Here is a 25214-nt window from a genome sequence, read left to right on the forward strand (position 1 = left end):
AGACGCGATTTTGTGTCTGCCTTTGTATTTGCGCTTGCAGGAGGAAGATGATTACGTAAAGATCCCTTTTTTGTTCTATTTTGAGTCTGTTATGAGCCAACCTTCTTTTGAATCCATTGTTCACTCCCGTCGTTCTGTACGTAAGTACGATGCCAGTGCTGAATTTAACCACAGTGATGTCGCGGATGCCCTTGAGCTGACAACGTTAAGCCCAAACAGCAGCAACATGCAGATGTGGGAATTTCATCGTGTTATTTCATCTGAAAAACGCGAACAACTTGCAGAATTTTGTATGGGGCAAAATGCAGCGAAAACGGCAAATGAACTGGTTGTGTTTGTTGCTACGACTCATAACTGGCAAGAGCGCGCCAAGCGCAACGCAGAGACTGTGCGTCAAGCTTTTGAAAACCGTGACGACGCTGCGGCTAAGCGCGCTCTTAAGTATTACGAAAAACTGATTCCAATGGTTTACAACAATGATGCATTTGGCCTTCGTGGCGTTGTGCGCAAGTTATACAGTTGGTGGTTGGGGCGCAATAAGCCAATGGTTCGCGAAGTCAGTAAGTCGGATATTCGTGTTTGTTTGCACAAGAGTGTTTCTTTAGCCGCGATGACGTTTATGTATGCGATGCGTGAAAAGGGGTACGACACGTGCCCAATGGAAGGCTTTGATTCAAAACGAGTAAAGCAGCTTCTTGGGTTACGTGGTAGTGACCAGATCACCATGATCATCAGCTGCGGTGTAAGAAGTGAAGAAGGCGTGTATGGAGAACGTCATCGCGTTGCCAACGACAGCGTGATTAAATCACATTAATTAACACTAAACTTTTCTGTCGCTATGCCGTTAACAGTAGTGAGTAAACTGCGATATTGAGTCGTTGAATGTGTTTTGTTCAAAAATGAGACAAAATTTCAGCATTTGATAGAGAAGTGTGCAGTTCGCATCCTTTTGATTATTTACAAATTCTGTCTCAACGACTACAAAAGGACTCTTGGATTTTTCGCCTGTGAAGTGATTCTCTGTGGCATTGCATCAAGCCTCTTTTTCTTGATGCGTATTTTGGATAATTGGGTTTATGAGTAACGTAACCAGCACCATTTTGACTGAAAGTGGCACCAATGAACTTGAAATCATTGAGTTCCATCTAGAAAAACAAATGCCAGATGGCAGCACAAAAACATGTTTTTACGGCATTAACGTCGCTAAGGTTCGTGAAGTGATTCGCGTCCCAGAGACGACTGATTATCCGAACGCCCAACCGCACATGATTGGTGTCTTTTCTTCTCGTGAAGTGCTTACGCCTCTTGTTGATCTTGCTGGTTGGTTAGGTGTCCCGACACGCCGTGATTTAGAACGTAAGTTTGTTATCGTTACTGACTTTAACAAGATGACTAATGGCTTCTTGATCGACAGTATTTCTCGTATTCATCGTATTTCTTGGAATGATGTTGAATCTCCAAGCCAGTTTCTAGAAGCTGGGGAGCAAGATTGTGTCGTTGCTGTTGTGCGTAAAGATGGCAACTTAATCATGATTCTCGATTTCGAAAAAATCATTGCTGACATCAACCCAGAACTGAGCATGGAAAAATACGATGTGACGGGCGATAAATCGGTTGATTTGAACCAGCGAATGGTTGGCAAACGTAATGCTAAAACTATTATGGTTGTGGATGACTCTGCATTTATTCGTTCTTTGATTCAAGATACCTTGGCTTCTGCGGGTTATAACGTGATCACTTGTAAAGATGGTGGTGAAGCGTATGAAAAGCTAATGAGCTTGATTGAAGTGGCGAAAGAAGAAAACTTACCAGTGCGTGAGTTGCTTGATGCTGTCGTCACTGACGTTGAGATGCCTCGTATGGATGGCATGCACTTAGTGAAACGACTACGTGATACAGAAGCGTACAACCAAACTCCAATTGTGATGTTCTCTTCTTTGATGAGTGAAGACAACCGCGCGAAGGCATTATCTCTTGGTGCGAATGACACCATCACCAAGCCTGAGATAGGCCGTATGGTGAATATGATGGATAAACACGTGTTTAATTTTGCGTAGTCTATCCGACAGTGGACAAAAAGGCTGCCAATTTGGCAGCCTTTTGTTTTATTAAGGACAAGGAAGAATCTCTAGCGTGTAGCTCTCATTCTCTGATTCTGGCGGTCCATATAAAATGCCACATTGAGTAAGGCTAGCGCGGGGTTCATCTGCTGCAGCAATAACCATTTCACGTGTACTTGAACCCGATGGATGTCGGATAATCTTCCAATCTGAGTCCGAACCATCAATTCCCTGAACTAATAATGGAAGGCTATCATTGTCCGCATCTGGGTAGCCGTAAAGAAATACACAGTACTTCGAGCCATTTAGCTCACAACCATCGAAAGGCAGTGCTTGCATTGGTGTTTTGCCGTGTGTGTTTTTGTTTGAAACATAGGCAAGGTGCTCTTGCCCTGTAGTTGCTAGTTTTGCATACCCGACGCCTAGGCCAGAAGCTATCGCACCTTTCATCCCTTCCAAGCGAGCTTCACGAGCATCGTCTTGAATGTTTAAAAAGCGCGGAGCAGCGGTGACAGCCAAAATACCAAGGATAACGATAACAACAACAAGCTCAATTAAAGTAAAACCTGATTTTCTTTTCATAAATCATCTTTTAATTAGGTTGATACGATAGTCTAATGTTTTTAATTTATATGGTGCTATAGACTATTAATTTCCATTAATGGTGAATTTATATGGTGCATCCACTCTAAAATGGATTGTGATTATAGTGCCGTTTATTTGTGCTGAATAGTGCGGAAATCGTAAATCTAGCGTTGCAAATCTGTATGAATTGTAAAGTCGTAGAAACTGAGACTAAGAAGTTCAAATGTTGACACATTTTGATTGTGTTTTAGTGCGCTTTGATGAATCCTACGCAGGGCGAGAGTAGGGGAATTATTACTATCTGATATTCATTCTGCTTTCTAATCATAAAATCAAATATAAGAATGACATCGATGGAATTCGATTCTACAAACTTGCTTGCTATGGGGCTGATCTTCTTAGGCTCTTACGTTCAAACCGCGATTGGATTTGGCCTTGCTATTGTCGCCGCGCCACTACTCATTCTCTGGGCTCCAGAGTATGTGCCTGCACCTATCTGTTTGGTCGCATTGTTTATCTCGTTAATGAATGCGATGAAGCACAGAAGCAGCGTCGAAATTGGCGGTTTAAAGATGGCACTGATTGGACGTGTTCCCGGATCAATTGCTGGTGGTGTCTTACTGTTTTTCGTTTCGACAGAAGCATTAACTTTATGGATTGGCTTTTTGGTTCTGTTTGCCGTTTCCGTCAGCGTGTTGCCATTTCGTATTGAACCTACGCCAGGTCGTATGACTTTTGCTGGATTCTTTTCTGGTTTATTTGGTACGAGTTCTGCTATTGGTGGACCACCAATGGCGCTTTTATTGCAACATCAAGAAGCAAATCAGTTACGTGGTAACCTATCAGCGTTTTTTGTGTTCAGTTCTATTATCTCTTTGATTGTTCAGATCCCTGTGGGTTTCTTTAACTTACATCATCTGGTGATTACTTTGCCCTTGCTACCAGCGGCCACACTTGGTTACTGGTTAGCGGTAAAAACAACGCAGTCTTTACCAAAAGAAAAGATTCGTTTTGGCGCTCTCACACTGTGCTTTGTTAGTGGTATTACTGCGGTGATCCAAGGTCTCTCTTTGTAGTTATCCGAGAAGGTCAAATTCGCTTTACAAAACGCGTTCTCACTATAGAATCGCGTCACTTTTCTTTGTCGAGTTAGTTATGAACAACAGTCGTTACGGCAATTTCATGGCAGCGTTGTCCTTTGTAATCTGGGGATTACTGCCTATTTACTATCGTTTTTTACCTAATGCTTCAATGGATGAACTATTGGCACTGCGCATTATTGGTTCAGTTCCGGTTGGTTTTATTATGGTTTTGGCGATCACCCGTCATTGGCCTAAATGGACGGCAATTTGGCAAGATAAAAAATCACTATGGTATACGTTTGTTGCCAGTAGTTTGATGTGTATATCCTGGGTGGCGTTTACGTGGGCGTTAACGAATAACCGTGTTATTGATGCTAGCTTAGGCTTTTTTATAGGCCCGCTTGTCTCAGTGGCCCTTGGGGTGTTTGTCTTAGGTGATAAGCTTTCAAAAGGGCAGTTTATTGCGATATTACTGGCATCAATTGGTGTTATCTACCAGGTGATTCAATATGGTCAGTTACCTTTAGTTGCGTTGACGATGGGGTTGTTCTTTTCACTCTATGGCTTATTCAAGAAAAAGATCAATTATGACTGGAGTACAACGCTTTTTGTCGAAGCCATTGTGTTAACACCTTTTGCCTTAACGTATTTATTTATTAAACAGTGGAGCTTTGGTCAACTAGCATCAACGGTTGATGTAACAACATTTATGCTCTATTTGGGGAGTGCTCCGGTTACGCTATTACCGTTAATTTTCTACTCCATTGCTATTCGTATTACTAACTTATCAACGGTTGGTTTGATGCAATACATCGAGCCGAGTTTACAGTTTGTTTTAGCCGTTGTATTTTTTGGAGAAGTATTCGATAGCGTAAAAGCCGTGACATTTGCATTTATTTGGGTAGGGCTGCTATTTACTATCTTTGAAGGGATCGCCAAACTTGCCAAGCGCAAAAAGCTTGCCAACCACTCACTTTAATTGATTCCTTCTTTAGATTCATAGGGCTAGCTTATATTTAATATATAGTTAACCCATAATGAACTCTAAAGAAGGAATTGTCATGATTACCGCTCTCTACGCTTCTGTCCTCACATTACTGCTCATCTGGCTTGCTTTTCAAGTCATCAAACAAAGACGAAGTAACAAAATTGCTTATGCTGACGGGGGCGTTGAAGCGCTTCAAATTGCTCGCAGTGCGCAAAGTAATGCAAGCGAATATATTCCCATCACCCTCATTCTCATGGCATTACTTGAATACAATGGCGCACCAGTCTGGTGGATACACCTTGCTGGTATCACGTTCGTCATTGGCCGCGTCATTCATGCAAAAGGGATACTTGGAGAAGAGCTGAAAGGTCGTGTTACCGGGATGAAGTTAACCTTCTTGACTATGATTGGTTTAGTTGCACTTAACTTAATCTACTTGCCCTACGATCACTTATGGTAAAAAAATCAACGTATTTACCCCCAGCTTGGCTGCTTGTTCTGGTTGGCTTAGTACTGAACATAGCAGCAATTATCTTAACCAGTGTGGTGTTGGATAAACTTGGAAAAGAGACAAGCCTTCTTGCTGATCAAAAAGCTGATAATCTTTATTCGATTCAACTTTCTTGGAACAGGGTTGAAACGCTAGAGCGAAAACGGGAAGTGCTGTTATTGCATTTACATTTAGCTCAAAGCCAGAGTGTCTCCGAAGAAATGAACAACGTACTCAGAGCGCATTTGTCTGCTTGGACTGGTGAAAAGGTCAGCCCAATCGAAATCACTCAACTTCCAACTCTGATGGCAGAAATTAATCACGCTCAAGGTAACGATCGAAATAGAATTGATGGCTATTACCTTGAAAACTTGGAGATCAGTGAAGTGATGTCAGAGTTGGAGGAAAACATGGCTTGGTATAAAAGTATTGGCTTGTTTCTTCAAGTGTTTGGTTTGGCGTTAATTTTAGCGAGAGATTTGGCTCGTAACCCCTGAATTTTTCCTTATTGGTTGCTATTTGCGAAAATACGTTCGCATATTGCATTCTCAGTAATGCTCAATGGATCATTATTCATGGTGATTAATTGATATTAGTTGAATATCAATTGGTTAAGTTGTAACTGAAAATTGGCACATCTAATGCTTGAGTTAGAGTGACCCTTTAAGCCGAGGGTCACCTAGCCAACTGACGTTGTTAGTGAACTAGATTGTTCACAAGTATATATAGCCAATCACATCTTTTGTGGTTGGCTTTTTTTTCACAATCAATTCACGGATGAATTGTTACAGTTTCGGGTCGAAGAGTCGCGATAGCTGTGATAGTTTTCGCCCGAGTTGAATCATAATTGGTTGTATTAATGAAGAAAATTGTACGTTTGGTTGGTGTGGCCTCCATAATGGGGTCTCAGTCTGTGTATGCAATGAGTGAAAATGATTGGGATATTCTGACTGACATTGGTGCGTATGGCCTGGTTGCTACCGCAGCGGCCGTCCCTGCTTACAAAGGGGATTGGGAAGGCTTTTGGCAAGCGGGGTTCAGCATTGGTGCTGCTTCAGGCATCGGTTTGATCGGTAAAACCACTATAGATGCAGAACGTCCGGATAAAAGTGGTAACGACAGTTTCCCATCCAACCATACGGCTAACGCTTTTGCTTCGGCAACAAACCTTTATTTACGTTATGGTTGGGAAGCTGGTTTACCTGCATATGGTGTTGCAGCACTGGTGGGTGTAGGGCGTGTGGAGGCCAAAAAACATTATTGGCGTGATGTTCTTGCTGGTGCAGCTTTAGGTACGTTGAGCGCGTACGTCTTCACTGATGCTTATGATGAAAATGTGCAGCTTGTCCCATGGGTGACGAGTGAAGACGTTGGTGTATCGCTGACTTATCATTGGTAATTTTGTACGAGCACGATCAAAAGAGCCTCGGCATACCCGAGGCTCCTGTATTATGACTTTTCGTTTCTAAGTGCAGTTTTTAGAACTGGGCCTTAATCCAAATCATACGGTGGTCTGAAGAGACATCTTTGCCATTGCCGTACTTACCGATACGGTCGTCGTTAAACAGCTTGCGACCTTCTTCATATGATGCTGCCCAGTAAACACCAGAATCAGCCACATTTAGGTTCGCTGATGGCATCGCATAGTCAACACCAAGACCGAATGTAGACGTAATGCGGTTTGGAATTGGGTGTGTTGAGTTTTTGTCTACCGCGTGCTCGGCTGCACCATAGCTTGTTGGGTAAAGCTCGCCATTCATCACATCTTGGTTTACCAACGGATCATTGTGGAAGTCTTGCATGATTTCACTAAAGCCATCGCCATCCAATGGGTCAAGGTTTTGGTCACCCATCATCACAAACTTCGCACCTTCAGCTAAGCCACCTTTGTTGCCTGCATCATCGTAGAAGTATTCTTTACCTTGTACATAGTGATGCCAGAACTCAACTTCTGCACCGTTTTGAACTTTGTTTTTACCTGGATCGAACACCGGTGGAGTAGGGTGAGACATCAATAGATGAACAACTTCGTCGCCTTTTTCTGTTGGGATAATAATCGGAGCATCTACGTGGTTTTTAGAGGACAGACGAACAACATCCCACTCTTCTGCTGTGTACCAATCGTCACCACAGGCCATGCCATCAGGGATCGTTTGTGAACCGTCACAGATAGTGATGGTTGGGATTTCTGCCCCTTCCATGTCTTTCCACTTGAACTCTTGGAAAGTTCGTGTGTTTTCTGTGTCAATTTTGTATTTAGACATCAGTGCAAATGCGTATTGACCATGATAGAAACCAAAGCCCCATGCATCGCCAGGAAGTTGGCCTGCAGTGCCATTGTTATCTAGGTCAAGGTCACTGTTTAAGCCTGTGTTGGTTGAGTAAGATTCCGCATAAGGATACTCAATAGGCTCAAGGTTAGCTTCGCCACCGGCGCCTTCAAGGCTTTGTGCGATAGATAGGTAGTTTTTCTGGAAACCTTCCAGTGCGACTTTATCTTCTCCAGTTCCATCATTATTGAATTCCGCCATCATCAGAACATCAGGTCGGTTTTTTTGAATGATGGCTGCGACGTTACGAATTTGAATGACTTTCTCTGCCATTGTTTTATCTTCGTCGGCGATTGTGCCGTCAAGGTAAGCCGTTACCAGCTCAGTTTGCTTTGCTGGTTCAACTTGCATTTCTGCAACGAGGTCTTCAAAAGTACTACGATCAAAAGAGAGGTTATAAGTGGCGATCTTTACTTCTTTAGGTTGAACATCTACGTATTCAGTGTCGTCGTTGCAGCCAGTAAGTAACGCAGCGCCGATTAGGAGAGCTAAAGGGGTTTTGATGTATTTCATTAGTATGCAATACCTTATAATTGGGTTCGCGCAAATACTAAAGTTATCAGTAGCTTTTGTAAGCGATCTTCGTCACACAAACGATTGCGTAGTTGCACTAATGATCAGGTTTTGTGTGATTAATGCAATAAGTGCATCATTTTCAACAGTAGAAGGTTATATACAATCTGTTAAATAACGATGTCTATTTTATTTAATTGGAATGGATTTATAGCGTTAATTGATTGAATGAAGTGGATTTTGTGCGCATACAAACTGAGTTTAGGTGAGAGACGTTTTTCTTTATACTGTGCACGTACCAGAAGTGAGGACGACCTCACCGCTCTCATCACTATCGGGGACGGCCCCATTTGTTAGGGATCTCTCAATGGCTTGGGCAATTCTTTTTCTTGCGGGTCTATGCGAAGTCGCATGGGCTGTTGGGCTTAAATATTCTGAAGGCTTCAGCAAACTTGGCGCATCAGTATTCACCATCGGTTTTATGGCGTTAAGCTTTTGGTTGCTTGGTATTGCGCTTAGAACGTTACCACTTGGTGTTGCTTATGGTGTTTGGGTGGGCATTGGTGCGATAGGAACGGCGATTGCCAGTATCTATTTATTTAATGAGCCAGCGACATTGGTCAAGCTCATAAGCTTACTGTTGATTATTGCTGGTATTGCAGGCTTAAAGTTTGCGGCTTAAGTTCTCAATCATTGATAAGTAAAAGCCAGAGTCAGACTCTGGCTTTTCGCATTTTAAAGCAGGTTCTTGCCTTGTTAGCGTTTCATAAATGGCAACTTTAAGTGTTGTCCAAATACGTTGATAAGCGCGCCCGTAACAATCAGTGCTCCTCCTAAGTAAGTCCAAGCGGACGGTAACTCACCAAAGAACACGATCCCCAGCAGTACGGAGAATATGATTTGGACATAAGAGTAGGCGGAGGCTTTACCGGCTTCCTGTGTTTGCATGGCTTTGGTTAAACCAAGTTGGCCAATTTGGGTAAATACACCAACGAGAACGAGCATCAAGGTCAAGTACAAATCCGGCATCACGAACTGATCTCCGATGAGCAGGATAGATGCTGGAAGTGCAACCAATGGAAAATAGAAAATAATAACGGAGCTGTCTTCTGTCTGACTGAGTTTCCGAACAATCACGTACGCAATCGAACTACCAAATGCACCTAATATCGCGATCATAACACTAAACATCGGAAGGGCATGTTCAGCATTAGGGCCCGTTTCCGAACTGACCATGACATAGACACCCAATAAACACAGCACAATACAAATTAGAGTCGAAAACTGAATGCGCTCCTTAAGGAAGAAGACCGCGAGCAGTGCAGTAAATACAGGATGAATGTACTGAAAAATGGTCGCTTCTGCTAAGGGTAGCGTCGTAACGGAATAGTACACACACATGAGCGCCATCGTGCCAACCGCGCCTCGCGCAAACAACAAGGGTTTGTTATTGCCCCAAACTGATATGCCTTTGCGTTTTACATCTAGGTAACTGATCACGAGTGAAACTAAAGCCCTCGCTGCGACAATTTCAAATACAGGTATGCCATGTAAGCTGACATGCTTAACAGTGGCTGACATGAGAGCGAAACCAAAGGCAGAGAGCACCATAAAGCGCACACCAATGGGAATCATAGAATTGATTGAATTAGGCATCTTACGGCTCGCTTATTGAGGGAGATCGCACTTTAGCATACTAGACTGACAAAAAGATCAGCACCTTGTGATTAAGGCTCCGGATCTTCTTGAACCAAGGTAGACTGTCTCGTTCAGATATAGAAATAATAAATACATAAGGAGAAAGGGATGATTCCTATTCAAGCAACGCATGTATCTGGTGTTGTGATTTCCGAATTCGACGGCATAAAGAAAATGTTGTTATTAGAGCGAGTCAAAGGTGGTTATTGGTGTCATGTAGCTGGTGGGATCGAAGAAGAGGAAACTGGTTGGCAAACGATCGTTCGAGAGCTCAAGGAAGAAACACAAATTGAAGACGTCGAGCTTCACAGTGCGGATTTTCTTGAGCAGTTTTATGAAGCCCACAAGAACCGAATCATGGTCATCCCTTGCTTTGTTATGTTTTGTAAACCCAACCAAGAAGTGGTATTGAACCACGAACATACCGATTATCGTTGGTGTTCGTTAGAAGAGGCAAAGCAACTTGCTCCTTTTGCGAATCAGCATCAACTCTATGATCATGTGTGGCAAAATTATGTAGATAAAGCACCAACACCATTTACTCTTATTAAACAGAGCTAGATTCAAACAGGAAAAACGATGTACGAAGGGTATGAAACGAGCCAACCGCTGCAAATTTCTGAACGTATTACGATAGAGCCATTAATGACCAAGCACGCCAATACGTTACTTGAAGTTGTCAATAAAAGCCGCGACAGCCTGTCTCGTTATCTGCCATGGACAGAGTTCGTAAAGAATCGACGCGAAGCCGTGCGTTACATTTCTCAACGTATCAACAGTCGTGTAAGCGAAGCACACTGGTTTGCGCTTTTACTGGATAATCAATTTGTCGGCGTTCTCGGTATTAAAGGTGTGAACGAAGAGACACGCGTAACCGAGGTGGGGTATTGGCTTGCAGAAAGTGGGCGTGGTCATCGTGTCGTCAATCAAGTGCTCTCTGTCATCATTCCGTTAGTGAAGGGAAGAGGGCACGCGAGCTTGATTCAGTTTCACTGTATGGAAGATAACATCGCGAGTATTAAAGTAGCGGAACGAGCGGGAGCCTCTTTGAAAGAATACGTTGATCATGATTTTGAAACGTTGGATCCGTCTCAACGATTAGGCATTTATGAACTGAAACTAGCTGAAATTAATGCTTGATAAACATAGCCTAAAAGTAAATGTGGCGATATAAAAGAAAGAACAAATAGCAAAGGAATAGAGCGATGGAAATAAGCATTCGTCCCATTACTTGGCAAGAAGCAATGCCTATTCGCCATAAGGTATTGTGGCCCCAGAAGGCTATCGAGCATTGCATAGTAGAGGGTGATGAAGACGCTGAACACTTTGGGGCGTTTGTGAATGATGTTTTGGTTGGGATTGCCTCAATCTATCTTGATGACAACAAAGCAAGACTGCGCAAATTTGCGGTGTTACCGGAGTTTCAAAGATTAAGCATTGGCTCTTCCCTGATTCGATATATTTTAGCGAATTTACAGTTGTCACCCGTTGAATATTTTTGGTGTGATGCGAGGGAATCTGCTCTGGTTTTCTATGGAAAGTTTGGGATGCAAGTTGAGGGTGAACGCTTCTACAAATCTGAAATTCCTTACTACAAAATGAAGCTTGCGCTTTAAGCAAAATAATCTGAGTTTGAACTCTAACTTCCTTATTGCGTTAATAGTCAGAATGTTGCCCTTGTGTTAACGTTGAACTGTACATAAGTGCGACATTGCCCGTTATCGGGTGCACAAGGAGATAAACATGAACGCGATCGTCGACGTCGAAGTGGGTCAATTACTACAGCAGAAGTTGGATAAAGTCAGAGCGGCGTATAACGCAGAACCATTCCCGGGCTTAGACGCCAGAAAGCAAAAGCTTAATCTTCTCAAGCAGACTATCTTGGATAACCAACAAGATTTAGTTGAAGCGTTGAGTGAAGATTTTGGCTACCGCTCTGAGTTTGATACGGCAATGACAGATGTACTACCGACCGTTGCTCAAATCAACTACACCCTAAAGCGCCTCAACAAATGGTGTAAACCAAGCCGTCGTCATGCTGGTTTATTGCTTGCTCCCTCAAAAGTTACGGTGGAGTACCAACCTGTTGGTGTTGTTGGCATTATTTCTCCTTGGAATTTCCCGGTCATTCTTAGCTTGTCCCCTTTGGTAACGGCTCTTGCAGCCGGAAACCGAGTCATGATTAAGCTGAGTGAATTTACGCCACTGACAAATAAAGTGATCACTGAGATATGTAGAGCATTGCCCGATGATGTCATTGTTGTCGAAGGGGAAGCAGAGGTTGCTCAAGCATTCAGCAAGTTACCGTTTGATCACTTGCTGTTTACTGGATCAACTAATGTTGGTCGTGCAGTGGCTCGTGCCGCCGCAGAGAACTTAACACCAATTACATTGGAGCTTGGCGGAAAGTCTCCGGTTATCGTGGCGGAAGACGCGAACTTAAATAAAGCGGTCGATGCTATTTTGTTCGGTAAGTGTATTAATGCGGGGCAAATTTGTGTTGCTCCAGATTATGCTTTTGTACCGGAGGGAAGAGTCAATGAGTTTGTTGCGCTCTTCTTGCAACGTTTTGATGCGCTTTACTTAAAAGGTCAAAAGGAGCAAGGCTTTACTCATATCATCAACCAACGCCAGTACGACCGTTTAAAGGCTGTGTTGGAAGATGCTAAAGCCAAGGGTGCAGAAGTACATACCGTGCCCGAGACGAGTTCAGAAGGCCGACGATTATACCCGCATCTGGTCACCAATGTTTCAGAAGAGATGACTATTATGCAGGAGGAGATTTTTGGTCCCCTTATGCCAATTAAGCCTTACCGTGATATGCAAGATGTCATCAGCTATATCAACCAGAATCAACGCCCACTTGCGCTCTACATCATGTCGGATGACAAACGCACGATTGAAAATATTACCCGTAATACCCACAGTGGCGGTGTCGGGGTGAATGACACTATCTTGCACGTTGGCGCAGAAGACGCCCCATTTGGTGGTATTGGTGAATCTGGTATCGGTCACTACCATGGAGAAGAAGGTTTTAGAACCTTTAGTCATGCCAAAACTGTTCTAAATACACCAACGTGGTTACCTCGTGTAGGTATGTTGATGGAACGACGTAGCATGGCAATCAAAGCACTACAAAAGTTCTTTATGCGTTAACGTTTTTGATGTTGAACGCTTAGGAATAAGAAAACCGCCCAGTGAGGCGGTTTTTGTTTGCGGTTAGAATATACAGTCGTGCAGCTTAAACTATGTAACTTAATGGCTACCTAAACATTCGGTAGCCATTGATAATTCTACTCTACACAGCTCCAGCCTGTTGTATCAATCGAGTTAATCCAATCGGCAATCAACTGAACTCCTTCATCATGGACAACGTGTCTACCTAGCTCTGGCATCATGTTTCCGTTGTCGACATTGATACGGTAGTGCAATACGGAGTTTTCTGGATCGCCTGGCACAATTACATATGGCGATGGGCCTTTATGGAAGGTGATGCCGCGAGCACAAATGCCCATCTCACCAATACCTTCACGCCAGTATTCAAACTTGAATGGGTTGCTTGCAGCTTTACCTTCGGTACGGTGGCAGTGCGCACAGTTCACATCTAAGTATGCTTTGGCATAATCCAGTAGTTCTGTATTCGTCAGGTTACTTGCACCAGTCTCCGTATTAAAAACAGGGGTCTTAGGTAAGTTCTCAGGTGTATCTGGCAAGGCTTCTGTGAATAGTCCTAATGTCTCCCAATGTACTAACTGGTTAACTGGGGAACTATCAGAAACGTCCTGTACGCTGTTGAGGTTACGAGCCTTCGGACCAATTGGAGAGAACCCCTTAGGTTGCGTATTGCCAGTGGGGTCGGACACGTCGGCTTCAACCTTGTGACACAGGGTACACTCGTTTCGGCTTGGCACTTCATAAGTGAAATTAAGCGTTTCACCGTTATGCTCCACACTTCGTTCAAACGGAACAGAGACTGCAGTCAGGTAAGCATCTGTTTTGTCTTCATTCCATACGTAAGGTAGGGCAATCCAACCACTGTCACGACGAATCAACAGGCGAGTCTCGATCATCTCCTCGTTTTCACCACGCGCATTATCGGTGCTTGAAGGAAGAGCAAAGGTTTTGATCAATACTGTGCCAACTGGGAAGTCGAATACCTCTTGCTCACGATAGCTTGCGGAGACTTCGTTTGGCATCACAACAAAACGGTATTTGCGTGCATAGTCGGTAAAGAGCTCAACGTTCATCTCATACAGCGTACCTTTGGCTGATGCAGCCAAGTTCAGGTTTTGCGTTGGATCTTTGGCATCTTCAAACAGATTGTATTGAGAAAGACTCACACAGTTTTCACCGTAGGTCGCGCTTTCTCGCGTAATGGCATCCCAGTTTATGCCGGACACATTTTCTACAGTACAACTCACGTTGCCTACGATACCGTTTGGTGTATCTGGATTATCAGGGTCAGTAGCCCCGTCTTCTGTTTGATTGTAACCATAAATAACACCATTAATCGTGACGGTATTGATGTCTAATGGCGTTTTAGAATCACAGCCAGCGGTTAGTAGCGTCGATTGCTCATTCTCGTACAAGAAATCGGCATTCGCTGGATCTTCGGCGTAGCGAGCAATGGCAGTAGGGTCCATATTATCAACCAATACACCTACGCTCGCTCCATTGTTGACTAAGCAATTACTTTCTGCGTCATTAAACTCCGTGAGGTAGTTCCAGTTTGTTGTTCCTGTCATGCCGTTTAAAGCATCGCGTAAAGGGGCAAACATTTGGGAGCGAATTAGTGATTCACCCGCGCCATCGTAGAACAACGCAGGGAAGGCTTGATGATTTAAGGTATAAGCTAAAATCATATCTTCAATGAGCGAGCCGTTAGGGTTTGCGCCTGTATTAGTAATGGTGTTGTCGTGGAAATACATATTGGTCGGAACCGGATTCCAACCCTGCATTACCGCATTACCCTCGGATGTGCCATTCAGCGGACTGTAGGCATTAGGGTCACCATTGACCAATAGATAGCTGGTCATGGCCAGCGCCATCGAATCATGGTTGGAGATGGTATTATTATAAAACTCACTGTTACGGCCAGATAGGATCACAACGCCAGTACCTGGCGGGACAATACCAACTACGCCACATCCACCAAGTCCGCTTTGACAAGTGGTATCAACGTAGTTCTCTAGATTGTTGTCACGAATCACGTTATCGAAGATACGAACATCATCAATTAAACGACCGATCGTAGTTGCTCCCGGTAAGTCAAACAGCAAGACACCGCCCGTATTGCCTAAAGCGAGGTTGTCATAGACATCAACGTTCGAACTATTTTCAATTTCGATACCTGCGATGTTCTTTTCCGCTACGTTGTCACGTATTACTGCACCAATGGTTTGACCCACATAGATACCAGCATCGGCACTACCGTAACTCCAAGTGTCTTCAATCAATACGTTTTGGGATTTTACTGGGTAGATACCATAAGTACCACGTAGGTTACCATCTTCATCACGGGCACGTGGCACTTCGAGCCAGACCGCGGCAACATCGCGAATAATGATACCTTCAACACCATCGGCTTTTATGCCATTTTTTGACGCTTCTGATACTTGCAAATCAGAGACAGTGATATTAGAACCGCCACTGATTGCGATGCCGTCTTTACCATTAACATTACTAAAGTCGAGGTAAGTTTGATCAAGTCCTGCACCGCGTAAAATGAGGTTGTTTTTTGAATCGACCGTTAACTGGTTATTCATTTTAAAACAGCCAGCAGGTAAGGTCACAACACTGTTGTCCTCGGCCAATTCAACAAGGTTTTCAATCGCAGTGACTTCTGCTGCGCTTGCCCATTCTTGTCCATTTCCACACAACTCAGGTGTGCCGTATTCAGACAGTTCATACCCGCTTGAGGATTGCGGTTCGTCATAATCATCACTGTTACAGCCAATTAAAAGCGTGGAGCTTATTAGCGTAGCGACAACCGTTTTGTTTATTCCATGCATGATTTGCTTCCCTGTAATTAGTTTTATTGACTCAGTCAGGAATAATTAGAAAGAGTGGTTGTATTGGATGCCGTAGATGTAGGCATCGCCCTCTGAACGATAGGCAATATCAACACCCGGCAGAGCGTGTGGTTCAAGTGGCTCGGCAAACGTGACTTCTTCAGCATCGATAAAGGTAAAGCCAAAGTCGATTCGGCTGTTTTGATTGAAAGCGTAGGTTGCACCAAAGCTGTAATTGATTCGGTCGGAATCTGGTAAGCTGATGCTCTTATCGTTCACGTTAGGTGTCTCGTCGTAGGCAATACCTGCGCGAAGAGTGAAAGAAGGGTTGAGCTGATAAGTTGCCCCTAACGCATACTTGAAGGCGTTTTCAAAGTTCTCATCTTTTTGCAGAACTTCTTGTCCATCGACGGTTGCGCGAATTTCCTCAAATACATTCCAACCCGTCATCATCACACTGTAGTGAATAGCAAGTGGCGCTGTAATCTGATGGAAACCAGAGAACTCAGTGATGCTTGGTAAATTTAAGGTTAAGTCACCAGTCACTGTTTGACCTGGCATCGAAATCGAGCTTGGAATATCTGAGTAATAATCACCTTCAAAATCTACATCAACTTTGGAGCGGTAACTTAAGCCAAAGCGATGTTTTTCGTTTATCTCCCACAGCGCGCCTAAATTAAAGCCATAACCCCAACCATCACCATCTAGTGATTTCGCGACGTCGCTGCGAGCAAAATTAGCGCCGGTATCGGCATTGATGGCATCAGCAAGGATTCCAAGGGTGCGAGTAAGCTTGGCTTTACCATAGACAAGGCTTGCTCCAGCACCAACACTGAATTCATCGTTGATGCGGTAGGCGATAGTTGGATTAAAATTGACGGTTTCTAAACTGGTTTCTCCGCCAATTGGGCCCGCTAGATAATCATCAGGATATTCAGTGGCAAGGCCAAAGTCGGTAAATATACCAAGTCCCCAAGACCATGAATCGTTGATAGGGGCGGCAATATAAAACGATGGAACGATCACATTATCAACAACGTCATTGTTGGTTAGCTGATTATTAAAAGCGTCTGACGCACCATTACCGGTGACTCGAACCTCTGGCATGATGTAAGCGGCGCCGATAGAAAGCTCGTATGAGTCAAACATCGTAATCGCAGCAGGGTTGTGGGCGACAACTGATGCGCCATCGGCAATGGCTGCCTCTCCTGCATTGGCTCGTCCTAGACCCGCAGCAGAATGCTCAGATAACTGAAACCCCGCAGCGTATAACTTAGGGGAGCTGAGCGCTATCGCTATAGCAAGCGCGAGTTTTGCATTCCTTGTATTCATATCACTCTGAAACTCCATGTGTTTTTAGGATGCGTTTTAAATAAAAGTGCTTATGTACCCATAAAGAGGGTGAGTAGGTTATTCACGAAACACTCATCTCAAGCATAAAAACAATTAACATACTTGTAACATTGAATTTCAAGATCTGTTATTTCCATCTCATATAACCAACGGGTTATGAATGTGCTTATAACTATCTGTAAATGTTATAGTTAAGTTCAATTTGTATCGTAGAGAAGCTTCACGAAAGCACTTGATTGCGTTTGATGTCCACGTTAAAAATGTGGCTTAAGTATCAGCAAATAGCGGGTTGTAACAAATCATTTTGTAGTACGATCGTTTTAAACGGTTGTTTAATTGATATTTAAGGCTTAAAAGTCGAATTTGCGGAAATGATGCAATTTATCACTGAATCGGATGCTAAACTTTATGAACGATTAGAGCTTTTACTTAAGGAATAGAAAGCAATATGGTGCTGAATTGTTAGGAGCGTCTTCGGGTGTACCTACTAAATCACACTTTGCTTCTGCGATCTCTTTGCCGAAGAGAGGGAAAAAGGGTGGTTGCTTGTCGATGTATCAATCGAGCAAAGGGCGCACGATCTTGCCCACTGTAGAGTGGAACGGGATGGAAAAGTGATCGAGATACAGCGTAATTCAAATCTATACGAGTAAGCCTACTTTGAACGCATTTTATACGATTGCTAAGTTGGCTCATTTGGACCATAATAATAAGACCATTTGGTCTGTAGGAGTTCAAGATGGCAACAGCAACATTAAAAAGCTTTAAACCTAAGCTGCCATCTAAGGCAAATTTTTGGTTTATGCTGGGCATTGAAGATGCCGAAACCGGTCGTACAGATGCGGTTCATAAAGGTTTTGAGCCAAAGGTTTATCGTAATATCGTTGAGCGCGTAAAGCTCTCTCAAAGCGAATTTCAGCACGTGACGCTTATCCCTGTCAGCACAATCAAACGACGTTTAAAAAATGAAGAACGTTTTAATACGCAAGAGAGCGATGCAATCTACCGTTTAGCAATGCTGCTCAAACTTGCAACGGAGTTGTTTGATGATGAAGAGCGCGCTTTGGGCTGGATGCGAGAAAACGTCTATGGTTTAGGAGGAAAACGCCCACTCGACATGGTCTCTACCACGGTCGATTTCGAGATAGTTAAAGACTTAATAGGGCGATTAGAGCACGGGGTATTCTCGTAGTATGAAGCTCTATCGACTGACGCAAAAGAAGTTTTCCGAATCTCCATTTAGTCCGATTGGCGCAAAGCTTTACGGAGGGCGATGGAACTCAAAAGGAACCGAGGCCCTCTATTTTTCGGAGTCTGAGTCACTTTGTTCTTTAGAAGTATTTGTCCATGTTAATAACGATCCTGCTATTACGAGACTTTACGACTTGTATCGTATCGAGATGCCCGAATATCTGATTGCTGCTTTGGATGAAGAAGACTTGCCGGTAGCTTGGCGATCTATACCCGCCAGTGAATCCACTCAGTACATTGGTGACCAATTTCTAAATGATCCGCATCCAGAGTTCGCGGCATTACAAGTACCCTCGACCATTTCCCCCCGCGATAACAACTATGTTGTGAACCCAAACCATCCCAAGATGAAAGAGATCATCAGGAAAGCAGAAAAGCTCGAATTTGCTTTTGATCCACGAATATTTAAATAAGATGCTCAACGCTTAATAGGGTAAACGTTGAGCTTTCGTTTTTTATTGGTCTTTATCCCGAATTTGAGTGAGCGGCGTATGCGTTAGTTTTTGGCGGCCAGCTGTTGACCATCGCTCGTGTCGTTTTGGTAGCTGCTTAATACCACTTCAGCTCCTTTATAGGACAAATGGCTTGCGTCGGTATACATCGCGTTATTTGCGTCGATCTTCATGACACAATTGCCTCTCTGGCATATGTAATCAGTTAGGTCGACAAACTCAACGTGTTCGAACTGCTCAAAGTACTGAGCAAGAATTGCAATATTCTTCGGATGGGTTTGTTTTGGGGCAAAGTCGCACTCTGTGCCTTTTTCACCGCCGAATAAGCGGATTTTCCATAAGCACTCGCCAATAGCAAAAGGCGCAGAAGGGGTTGGCCCAAATACCACTATCTCTTTGTCTTCTAATCCCTTCAATAATCGCGTCAGCGAAGCTTGATAGTTTTTACTGGAAAGCTCTTTTCCGAAGTTAGAGGAAATGACGACCTGTCGAATAGAAGGCGTGTTTTGAATGGTTTTGACTGCGTTGGTGAAGAAATCGTGACAAGATTGCCCGCTAACGCCAGGAATCACGTCGATATAGCCAATCGCACAAGAATCTTGAGTAAGTTGGACGACTCCTGCTGGCGTTTCACGTGCTAGTTGTTGAACAAATACCATACTATGACTATTTCCTAAAACCGCGACTGTCGGCTGCGATGAAGAAGAGCAGGCGTCGTTTACATTTGTATTACCGTTGCACGCTAATCCGTAGCCATTATTGACACGCATGGCCTCAAAAAATGCATTTCGGTCAGGGAACCCACCGCTTGTATGCCCAATAAAGCCAAATGTAAGCAGGGGCACCGTCACCAATACAAGTGAAGCGGTGAGTGTTTTCATGCCGATTTTTCTTCGGCTGCGAAATGGCTTCTCGACAAATCGCCAAGTCATGTACGACATTATTGATAGCATGCCGACATAAAGAAGGAAGCTGAATTCTTGTCCGGCCGTTAGTACATAACGATAAAATACCAACAGTGGGATATGCCATAGATATAGGCTGTAACTGATTAAACCGATAAAGACGATCCATTTTAAGCTAAGTACCTTACCGCACGTATTTTGGTTTGCTGAAAACAGAATGATCAGCGATGTACCAATGACAGGAATTATTAACATAAGGCCCGCACCATCTTTTGACTTATCGAATAACAAGGCTGAAGCCATGACTAAAACCACACCGATGACTGCGAGCGTATTGTTTGGTGTTACGTTGGTCTTTCTCATGATGAGGGCAATCATTGATCCTGCGGCTAGTTCCCATGCTCGCGAAAAAATCATATAGAACGCGAAATCGGGATCGCCACTCGCATACCAAATCGTCATTAAACTCAATAAAAAGACACCAATAAAGAAGGCAAGGTATGACATGATTTTATTTCGGGCGAGCAACATCAATAGTAATGGAATGACGATGTAATATTGCTCTTCAACGCCTAGACTCCAAGTGTGGAAGAGTGGGTTGGCCTGCTCCTCTAAACCAAAGTAATTGTGACCCTTCAAATAAAGTAAAACATTAGAAGCGGACAAAATGGATGAAACAGAAAATTCACTGACTTCTTTGTGCGCTTGAGGGAGAAATAACCACCAAGACAATACATAACTCACTGCGATAACCAGTAACAACAGCGGTAAGATACGGCGGATACGTCGCTCATAAAAATCGGCAAGGCTGAATTGATTTTTGTCTAAATCATTGATGACTATGGTAGTAATGAGGTAACCACTGATCACGAAAAAAACATCAACACCAACAAAACCACCAGCAAAAGCTTCGATGTCTGCGTGGAATAAGATAACGAGTATGACCGCTAGTGCTCTCAATCCATCTATTTCTGCTCGGTAAGTCATGATCTTCTCCATTTATGTAGCCAACGTTTGTTGTTCATCCTTGGGTGGGATGACTTGATCTTAATTAGGTTGTTCTATCCATTGCGATAGCCTTTGAGCTTGTCGATAAGCATTAAAGTATTTGAGGACTCGTTGTCGTCCGCGTTTGCCCATTTCTTTACGCTTCTCCAGAGATAGCTCCGCAAACTCATTAATGCACTGAGTGATGTCGTCAACACTGTGTTGTTTTACAAAAAATCCAGTCTCATCGGTGACGATTTCTTTGCATCCCATGACGTTTGAGGTGATCACTGGTGTGCCAACTGCCATTGCCTCTTTGAGTACAAGAGGCCCGGTATCGACACAGCCAGTACGCGAGTAGCAAAACGGAGCCACGAGACAATCGTATTTTGGTAAATTGTCCTTTACCCAGCTGTGTGGTTTTGCACCCAAAAAGGAGACGCAATGAGTCAAACCAAGCTGGCTAGTCATCGAAACGAACTCTTTTTTCATAGGGCCAGTGCCGATGACATCAAGATGGACATTAAGCTTATTGGCGATAGGGACTAACGCCTCAAGTAAATATTGCAGACCTTTTTGCTCAACGAATCGCCCTAAAAAAACCAAACGTAATTGTTCTGAGTCTGTCTTTTTTTCGGGGGTGAATAGCTCAGGTTTTACACCACAGTGGAGCAATTTTACGTTTCCGTTGGTCATATTTTGAAAGTCGTTATACATGTCATCGCAAACAGCGACTGCGAAGTCGCTGGCGTTGATCTTCTCTTTTACATCAAACGGAGACTCATAAACGTCATGCCCGTGAGCAACAAAAGAGCAAGAAATATTGAGCAGTTTAGCGGCGACAATGGCATGTGCTGCTGTGTGCTGACAAAAGTGAGCATGAACGTGACCAATGCCTTGCTCAGCGAGTTGGAATGCTAATTTAAGCCCTGTACCCATTAACGACTTCTTCGGAATACCAGATTGCTTGAAGGCAAAGTGACATGCTTTGAACAGCCCCTGAACGCGAAGGTGCTGTAGGCCCTCTGTCTTAATATTCTTACCAATTTCGATAACATCGTAAGTAAAAAAAGATTCGCAAGGTTCGATTTCAAACGTAAAAACTGTCACGTCGTGGCCACATGCCTGAATGGCGTCCACTTCAGTTTGAATGAAGGTTTCACTCAAAACTGGGTAGCTAGGTGTAATAAACGCGATTTTTTTCATTTTATGGCTCGCTTCTTTTCGTTCACGGTCGAGAAGGGAATTGCAAAAAACAAACCAAACAATCATCGACATAAAATCAATAAATTAGGGATAAATTTCTATTTTGAGAATAAAAATGACGGTGAAGTTTAAGGCGTTCTCAATTTGAAGTCTTTAATTGAGAAAAACCGTTCATGCTTGGGTATAACCGTTCTTTTATGAGGATTTAATCCGAAATTAGAATGGTCTAGATATTGCTACTTTTAATCGGTCAGAATCGTTCTGACAGGTGAAGAGGCATCATGGCATGGATAAAGTCAGTGTGATTATTCCAACCTATCAATGTTTGGAATATCTCCCCAAAGCGCTTGGAAGCGTGTTCAATCAAACGCACCGTAATTTTGAGGTTATCGTGATTAATGACGGCGGTGACCTTCGAACTCAGCGTTATCTTGAGTCGCTGCTTGATCACAGGCTTAGGTTCCTTAACACCGATGGGGTTGGCGTGGCTGAGGCGAGAAACTTGGGAGTAAAAGAAGCATCGGGTGAGTACATTGCCTTTCTCGACGCTGATGATTTTTGGCTACCTAACAAGTTAAAAATGCAGGTCGCCTTACATCAAAGCAATCCTGAGTTAGCTCTGAGTTTTAGTAACTATGTTCATGTCTCGGAGCGTTATGAACCCTTTAGTGATTGTTTTGGGTTTTGGAACCAACTCCAAGACGAGACTGATGACGTACTACTGCTTAGCAAACCATTGGATATGATCATTGCCAATAATATTATCGGTACGTCCACCGTTATGTTGGATGCAAAGATGGTGGAGGCATTTCCTCTGTTCAAAGCAGAACTGCCTTACGCGGAGGACTGGGAGTTGTGGCTAAGAATTTGTGAAAAATACCAAGTGGGAGTGGTGAATTCAATTCAAGCTGGCTATCTGGTTCGCCAAGGTTCCATCACGAATACCAAAAATCGTAAATTACAGCAACTGGCTTGTGTGAATGGCATTCTAGAAACGTATCGAGAATGTGCGTCATTCTATGATATTTCTCCTTTAGCCTTTAAAAAAGCGAACGCTAGAATCTTAGAAGGATATGCCGATTATTATCGAGAAGCTAAGTCTTACTCTAAGGCGATAGCACTTAATGTGCGCTCCTTGATTCAAGACCCTCAGTCTCGACGTTTGCGACGCATTATGGCGGATGGGCGAGAATTGGTACTATCGAATGTAAAGTCTACCCCTCAGCAATAATACAGCCTATTAAGCAGCAGAGATAAGGGTAGACACTGTATGAAATCAAAGATTGAAATTGAAAAGCGCACTACACTCAGTGTTCAGTTATTAGCAAAAGATTTAGAATTAATAAGTCAATGAGTGAAAGCGATATTCAGGCAAAAATTGCTAGCTTTACCTGTATAGAAGAAGCGCTAGAGTACTTTGATATTGGTTTTGATAGTCGCTTCATAGACAAACACCGTATCGAACTTGTAAAGCGGTCTAATGGTTATTTAATTATGAGCAAGCCGGACGATTGGTTTTCTGCCCGTCGTGCGTTCAAAAATGCTTACTGCAAAGTACAGCGCAGTTTATTAGATAAAACGACACGCTCAGCATGTCGTGGTTGTACGACATGCCAAAGAAGATAAACAATGTGGCAGTCTTAGCTTCTTTTTCGACGTCACGCTGATCCGACTTACAAAAGAACCCCGTCTAAAGAGCGGGGTTCTTTTATTTTTATGAACGGAAACGCTAACTTGCTTGATATTCTGGGTAGTCAAGTAAGCCTTTCTCGGCACCACCAAACAAGGTCGCAGGATCGTGTGCAGCTAACGGGTAGTCGTATTTAATTCGGTTCGGTAAGTCAGGGTTTGCGATGAACGGACGGCCGAACCCCACCATATCTGCAAGACCACTTTTTAGTGCTGCTGCCGCTTTTTCAGTGTTGTAACGACCAGCGTAAATAATGGTGCCTTTGTAAGCTTCACGAACTGCAGTTTTAAATTCAGCAGGTGTATCTGGCGCGTCGTCCCAGTCTACTTCTGCAATGTGGATGTACACAACGTTGAGCGCATTAAGTAAGGCAGCGGCAGCGGTGTACGTTTGCACAGGGGTTTTATCTACCGTACCGTTGAGTGAAGTAAATGGAGCAAGTCGAACGCCCACACGTTCAGCACCGATAGCTTGTGTCATCGCTTCGACAACGTCACCAAGGAAACGAAGACGATTTTCAATGGAACCACCATATTCGTCTACGCGGTTATTGGCTTCTGAATCGATGAACTGGTTAACAAGGTAACCATTAGCAGCGTGCAGTTCTATGCCATCAAAACCTGCTTCAATCGCATTAAGCGCAGCTTGACGATATTCTTCTACAACGGCTTTGATATCTGCTTTGGTCATTTCACGTGGCTCGACAACATCTACAAAACCTGGTTCGTCGCTACCATTGTCGATGAATACTTTCACATTTTCTGCTTTCAATGCGGAAGAAGAAATTGGTTGTTCACCACCGATGTTGTCAGGGTGGGTTACGCGACCAACGTGCCAAAGTTGGGCAAAGATAGCGCCGCCTTTTGCGTGAACGGCATTCGTTACTTTTTTCCAACCAGCAATTTGTTCTTGGCTATAAATACCAGGAGTCCAAGCGTAACCTTGACCCATTGGTGAGATTTGAGTGCCTTCCGCGACAATCAAACCAGCAGATGCGCGCTGAGCGTAATACTCTGCCATGATCTCATTTGCAGCATTACCCGGTTGACTAGCACGTGAACGCGTCATTGGCGGCATAACGATGCGGTTTTGAAGTGTTAGAGCACCAAGTTGAACAGGTTGGAACAGTACATCTTTCATAATAAGCCTCGTTATTTGCTCGTTTGAATCAATTCGATTTGGTAACCATCTGGATCTTTGATGAAAGCGATATGCGTTTCGCCGCCTTTCATCGGACCTGGCTCACGTGTGATATTGCCGCCAAGTGCTTTGATTTCGTCGCATGCCGAATAGATATCTTCACAACCTAAAGCCATATGACCAAACGCGTTTCCGAGTTCATAGCTGTCTGTATCCCAGTTATAAGTCAGTTCGATCGTTGCACCGTCTGGTTGGTTTGCGTTCCCAACAAAAACTAATGTGTAACGGTATTCAGTGTTCTCGAAGCGGTTCAGTTCAGCCATACCAAGCACTTTGGTATAGAACTCAATGGATTTATCAAGATCAGCAACACGGATCATAGTGTGAAGAAATTTCATATATAGCCTTCTTTTGTTTTCGCTTGGCGCTTAACTTTTCTGTTATTGCTAAGTACCTAATGGCGACGTTATGAG

Annotated in this window: 25 protein-coding genes; 16 read left to right on the forward strand and 9 right to left on the reverse strand. The window is 43.5% G+C overall.

Going from position 1 to position 25214, the window contains the following annotated elements; translation table 11 throughout:
* Positions 1-91 precede the first annotated feature (91 nt).
* Positions 92-814, forward strand: a complete 723-nt coding sequence (locus tag L1076_RS00225) for a nitroreductase family protein (RefSeq protein ID WP_038867773.1) — start codon at positions 92-94, stop codon at positions 812-814.
* A gap of 262 nt (positions 815-1076) precedes the next feature.
* On the forward strand, positions 1077-2057 hold the full coding sequence (locus L1076_RS00230; RefSeq protein ID WP_038867771.1) for a chemotaxis protein: 981 nt from the start codon (positions 1077-1079) through the stop codon (positions 2055-2057).
* Between the two features lie 51 nt (positions 2058-2108).
* On the opposite strand, the gene L1076_RS00235 is transcribed toward L1076_RS00230, so the two are convergent.
* The gene (locus L1076_RS00235) at positions 2109-2642 is read right to left on the reverse strand and encodes a type II secretion system protein (RefSeq protein ID WP_038878522.1); all 534 of its coding nucleotides are present in this window, start codon (positions 2640-2642) and stop codon (positions 2109-2111) included.
* Positions 2643-2998: 356 nt separating this feature from the next.
* On the opposite strand from L1076_RS00235, the gene L1076_RS00240 reads away from it, so the two are divergent.
* The 5 genes from L1076_RS00240 to L1076_RS00260 all read left to right on the forward strand — a co-directional run bounded on the left by L1076_RS00240 (position 2999) and on the right by L1076_RS00260 (position 6604).
* Positions 2999-3721, forward strand: coding sequence for a sulfite exporter TauE/SafE family protein (locus L1076_RS00240; protein ID WP_237302899.1), 723 nt, complete (start codon positions 2999-3001; stop codon positions 3719-3721).
* Between the two features lie 79 nt (positions 3722-3800).
* Positions 3801-4706, forward strand: coding sequence for an EamA family transporter RarD (gene rarD / locus L1076_RS00245; protein ID WP_045399815.1), 906 nt, complete (start codon positions 3801-3803; stop codon positions 4704-4706).
* 82 nt (positions 4707-4788) lie between these two features.
* Positions 4789-5175 (forward strand): MAPEG family protein, encoded by a 387-nt coding sequence (locus L1076_RS00250; protein WP_038867763.1) that lies wholly within the window; start codon positions 4789-4791, stop codon positions 5173-5175.
* The gene (locus L1076_RS00255) at positions 5169-5702 is read left to right on the forward strand and encodes a DNA mismatch repair protein (protein WP_237302900.1); all 534 of its coding nucleotides are present in this window, start codon (positions 5169-5171) and stop codon (positions 5700-5702) included. Before L1076_RS00250 ends, L1076_RS00255 begins: the two co-directional genes overlap by 7 nt.
* A 362-nt stretch (positions 5703-6064) precedes the next feature.
* Entirely contained in the window at positions 6065-6604 is a 540-nt protein-coding gene (locus L1076_RS00260) for a phosphatase PAP2 family protein (RefSeq protein WP_042605955.1), read from the forward strand.
* Positions 6605-6683: 79 nt separating this feature from the next.
* Here the strand turns inward: L1076_RS00260 and L1076_RS00265 are convergent, their stop codons facing one another.
* Positions 6684-8048 (reverse strand): endonuclease/exonuclease/phosphatase family protein, encoded by a 1365-nt coding sequence (locus L1076_RS00265; protein WP_038867757.1) that lies wholly within the window; start codon positions 8046-8048, stop codon positions 6684-6686.
* 367 nt (positions 8049-8415) lie between these two features.
* On the opposite strand from L1076_RS00265, the gene L1076_RS00270 reads away from it, so the two are divergent.
* Positions 8416-8730, forward strand: a complete 315-nt coding sequence (locus tag L1076_RS00270) for a multidrug efflux SMR transporter (protein WP_063344229.1) — start codon at positions 8416-8418, stop codon at positions 8728-8730.
* A gap of 74 nt (positions 8731-8804) precedes the next feature.
* On the opposite strand, the gene L1076_RS00275 is transcribed toward L1076_RS00270, so the two are convergent.
* Positions 8805-9704, reverse strand: a complete 900-nt coding sequence (locus L1076_RS00275; RefSeq protein WP_039978234.1) for a DMT family transporter — start codon at positions 9702-9704, stop codon at positions 8805-8807.
* Positions 9705-9854: 150 nt separating this feature from the next.
* On the opposite strand from L1076_RS00275, the gene L1076_RS00280 reads away from it, so the two are divergent.
* From L1076_RS00280 to L1076_RS00295, 4 genes are all read left to right on the forward strand, one after another.
* A complete protein-coding gene (locus tag L1076_RS00280) occupies positions 9855-10307 on the forward strand; it encodes an NUDIX domain-containing protein (RefSeq protein ID WP_038878499.1) in 453 nt (150 codons plus the stop codon).
* 18 nt (positions 10308-10325) lie between these two features.
* A complete protein-coding gene (locus L1076_RS00285; RefSeq protein WP_038878489.1) occupies positions 10326-10886 on the forward strand; it encodes a GNAT family N-acetyltransferase in 561 nt (186 codons plus the stop codon).
* 65 nt (positions 10887-10951) lie between these two features.
* Entirely contained in the window at positions 10952-11362 is a 411-nt protein-coding gene (locus L1076_RS00290; protein ID WP_038867749.1) for a GNAT family N-acetyltransferase, read from the forward strand.
* A gap of 127 nt (positions 11363-11489) precedes the next feature.
* The gene (locus L1076_RS00295) at positions 11490-12902 is read left to right on the forward strand and encodes a coniferyl aldehyde dehydrogenase (protein WP_237302901.1); all 1413 of its coding nucleotides are present in this window, start codon (positions 11490-11492) and stop codon (positions 12900-12902) included.
* Positions 12903-13039: 137 nt separating this feature from the next.
* Here L1076_RS00295 and L1076_RS00300 read toward each other — a convergent pair whose 3' ends face one another.
* Entirely contained in the window at positions 13040-15757 is a 2718-nt protein-coding gene (locus tag L1076_RS00300) for an SO2930 family diheme c-type cytochrome (protein ID WP_237302902.1), read from the reverse strand.
* 45 nt (positions 15758-15802) lie between these two features.
* The gene (locus tag L1076_RS00305; RefSeq protein WP_237302903.1) at positions 15803-17089 is read right to left on the reverse strand and encodes an outer membrane protein transport protein; all 1287 of its coding nucleotides are present in this window, start codon (positions 17087-17089) and stop codon (positions 15803-15805) included.
* A gap of 760 nt (positions 17090-17849) precedes the next feature.
* Between L1076_RS00305 and L1076_RS00310 the strand changes: the two genes are divergently transcribed.
* Together L1076_RS00310 and L1076_RS00315 are read left to right on the forward strand one after the other, a co-directional pair.
* Positions 17850-18302: an antitoxin Xre/MbcA/ParS toxin-binding domain-containing protein gene (locus L1076_RS00310; protein WP_038867740.1), complete on the forward strand. Its 453-nt coding sequence runs from the start codon at positions 17850-17852 to the stop codon at positions 18300-18302.
* Position 18303: 1 nt separating this feature from the next.
* Positions 18304-18774 (forward strand): RES family NAD+ phosphorylase, encoded by a 471-nt coding sequence (locus tag L1076_RS00315; protein ID WP_038867737.1) that lies wholly within the window; start codon positions 18304-18306, stop codon positions 18772-18774.
* Between the two features lie 83 nt (positions 18775-18857).
* Here L1076_RS00315 and L1076_RS00320 read toward each other — a convergent pair whose 3' ends face one another.
* Together L1076_RS00320 and L1076_RS00325 are read right to left on the reverse strand one after the other, a co-directional pair.
* Positions 18858-20705 (reverse strand): acyltransferase family protein, encoded by a 1848-nt coding sequence (locus tag L1076_RS00320; protein ID WP_237302904.1) that lies wholly within the window; start codon positions 20703-20705, stop codon positions 18858-18860.
* Between the two features lie 60 nt (positions 20706-20765).
* Positions 20766-21911, reverse strand: a complete 1146-nt coding sequence (locus L1076_RS00325) for a glycosyltransferase family 4 protein (RefSeq protein WP_039976624.1) — start codon at positions 21909-21911, stop codon at positions 20766-20768.
* A gap of 286 nt (positions 21912-22197) precedes the next feature.
* On the opposite strand from L1076_RS00325, the gene L1076_RS00330 reads away from it, so the two are divergent.
* A complete protein-coding gene (locus tag L1076_RS00330) occupies positions 22198-23142 on the forward strand; it encodes a glycosyltransferase family A protein (protein WP_237302905.1) in 945 nt (314 codons plus the stop codon).
* Between the two features lie 119 nt (positions 23143-23261).
* The gene (locus L1076_RS00335; protein WP_039976612.1) at positions 23262-23537 is read left to right on the forward strand and encodes a hypothetical protein; all 276 of its coding nucleotides are present in this window, start codon (positions 23262-23264) and stop codon (positions 23535-23537) included.
* 103 nt (positions 23538-23640) lie between these two features.
* On the opposite strand, the gene L1076_RS00340 is transcribed toward L1076_RS00335, so the two are convergent.
* Positions 23641-24741: an alkene reductase gene (locus L1076_RS00340; protein WP_237302906.1), complete on the reverse strand. Its 1101-nt coding sequence runs from the start codon at positions 24739-24741 to the stop codon at positions 23641-23643.
* 11 nt (positions 24742-24752) lie between these two features.
* Positions 24753-25139 carry a lactoylglutathione lyase gene (gloA, locus tag L1076_RS00345; protein ID WP_237302907.1) on the reverse strand — a complete coding sequence of 129 codons (387 nt, stop codon included), beginning with the start codon at positions 25137-25139 and terminating at the stop codon, positions 24753-24755.
* Between the last annotated feature and the right edge of the window lie 75 nt (positions 25140-25214).

The sequence above is a fragment of the Vibrio sp. MMG023 genome (assembly GCF_021654215.1).
In the GTDB taxonomy this organism is placed as follows: Bacteria; Pseudomonadota; Gammaproteobacteria; order Enterobacterales; family Vibrionaceae; genus Vibrio; species Vibrio jasicida.

Coding starts and splice junctions, on each gene's coding strand:
- L1076_RS00325 (WP_039976624.1), bottom strand. CDS start 21,911: ATGAAAAAAATCGCGTTTATTACACCTAGCTACCCAGTTTTGAGTGAA.
- L1076_RS00240 (WP_237302899.1), top strand. CDS start 2,999: ATGGAATTCGATTCTACAAACTTGCTTGCTATGGGGCTGATCTTCTTA.
- gloA (WP_237302907.1), bottom strand. CDS start 25,139: ATGAAATTTCTTCACACTATGATCCGTGTTGCTGATCTTGATAAATCC.
- L1076_RS00260 (WP_042605955.1), top strand. CDS start 6,065: ATGAAGAAAATTGTACGTTTGGTTGGTGTGGCCTCCATAATGGGGTCT.
- L1076_RS00335 (WP_039976612.1), top strand. CDS start 23,262: ATGAGTGAAAGCGATATTCAGGCAAAAATTGCTAGCTTTACCTGTATA.
- L1076_RS00295 (WP_237302901.1), top strand. CDS start 11,490: ATGAACGCGATCGTCGACGTCGAAGTGGGTCAATTACTACAGCAGAAG.
- L1076_RS00270 (WP_063344229.1), top strand. CDS start 8,416: ATGGCTTGGGCAATTCTTTTTCTTGCGGGTCTATGCGAAGTCGCATGG.
- L1076_RS00290 (WP_038867749.1), top strand. CDS start 10,952: ATGGAAATAAGCATTCGTCCCATTACTTGGCAAGAAGCAATGCCTATT.
- rarD (WP_045399815.1), top strand. CDS start 3,801: ATGAACAACAGTCGTTACGGCAATTTCATGGCAGCGTTGTCCTTTGTA.
- L1076_RS00235 (WP_038878522.1), bottom strand. CDS start 2,642: ATGAAAAGAAAATCAGGTTTTACTTTAATTGAGCTTGTTGTTGTTATC.
- L1076_RS00250 (WP_038867763.1), top strand. CDS start 4,789: ATGATTACCGCTCTCTACGCTTCTGTCCTCACATTACTGCTCATCTGG.
- L1076_RS00340 (WP_237302906.1), bottom strand. CDS start 24,741: ATGAAAGATGTACTGTTCCAACCTGTTCAACTTGGTGCTCTAACACTT.
- L1076_RS00310 (WP_038867740.1), top strand. CDS start 17,850: ATGGCAACAGCAACATTAAAAAGCTTTAAACCTAAGCTGCCATCTAAG.
- L1076_RS00305 (WP_237302903.1), bottom strand. CDS start 17,089: ATGAATACAAGGAATGCAAAACTCGCGCTTGCTATAGCGATAGCGCTC.
- L1076_RS00275 (WP_039978234.1), bottom strand. CDS start 9,704: ATGCCTAATTCAATCAATTCTATGATTCCCATTGGTGTGCGCTTTATG.
- L1076_RS00225 (WP_038867773.1), top strand. CDS start 92: ATGAGCCAACCTTCTTTTGAATCCATTGTTCACTCCCGTCGTTCTGTA.
- L1076_RS00285 (WP_038878489.1), top strand. CDS start 10,326: ATGTACGAAGGGTATGAAACGAGCCAACCGCTGCAAATTTCTGAACGT.
- L1076_RS00230 (WP_038867771.1), top strand. CDS start 1,077: ATGAGTAACGTAACCAGCACCATTTTGACTGAAAGTGGCACCAATGAA.
- L1076_RS00280 (WP_038878499.1), top strand. CDS start 9,855: ATGATTCCTATTCAAGCAACGCATGTATCTGGTGTTGTGATTTCCGAA.
- L1076_RS00265 (WP_038867757.1), bottom strand. CDS start 8,048: ATGAAATACATCAAAACCCCTTTAGCTCTCCTAATCGGCGCTGCGTTA.
- L1076_RS00330 (WP_237302905.1), top strand. CDS start 22,198: ATGGATAAAGTCAGTGTGATTATTCCAACCTATCAATGTTTGGAATAT.
- L1076_RS00255 (WP_237302900.1), top strand. CDS start 5,169: ATGGTAAAAAAATCAACGTATTTACCCCCAGCTTGGCTGCTTGTTCTG.
- L1076_RS00315 (WP_038867737.1), top strand. CDS start 18,304: ATGAAGCTCTATCGACTGACGCAAAAGAAGTTTTCCGAATCTCCATTT.
- L1076_RS00300 (WP_237302902.1), bottom strand. CDS start 15,757: ATGCATGGAATAAACAAAACGGTTGTCGCTACGCTAATAAGCTCCACG.
- L1076_RS00320 (WP_237302904.1), bottom strand. CDS start 20,705: ATGACTTACCGAGCAGAAATAGATGGATTGAGAGCACTAGCGGTCATA.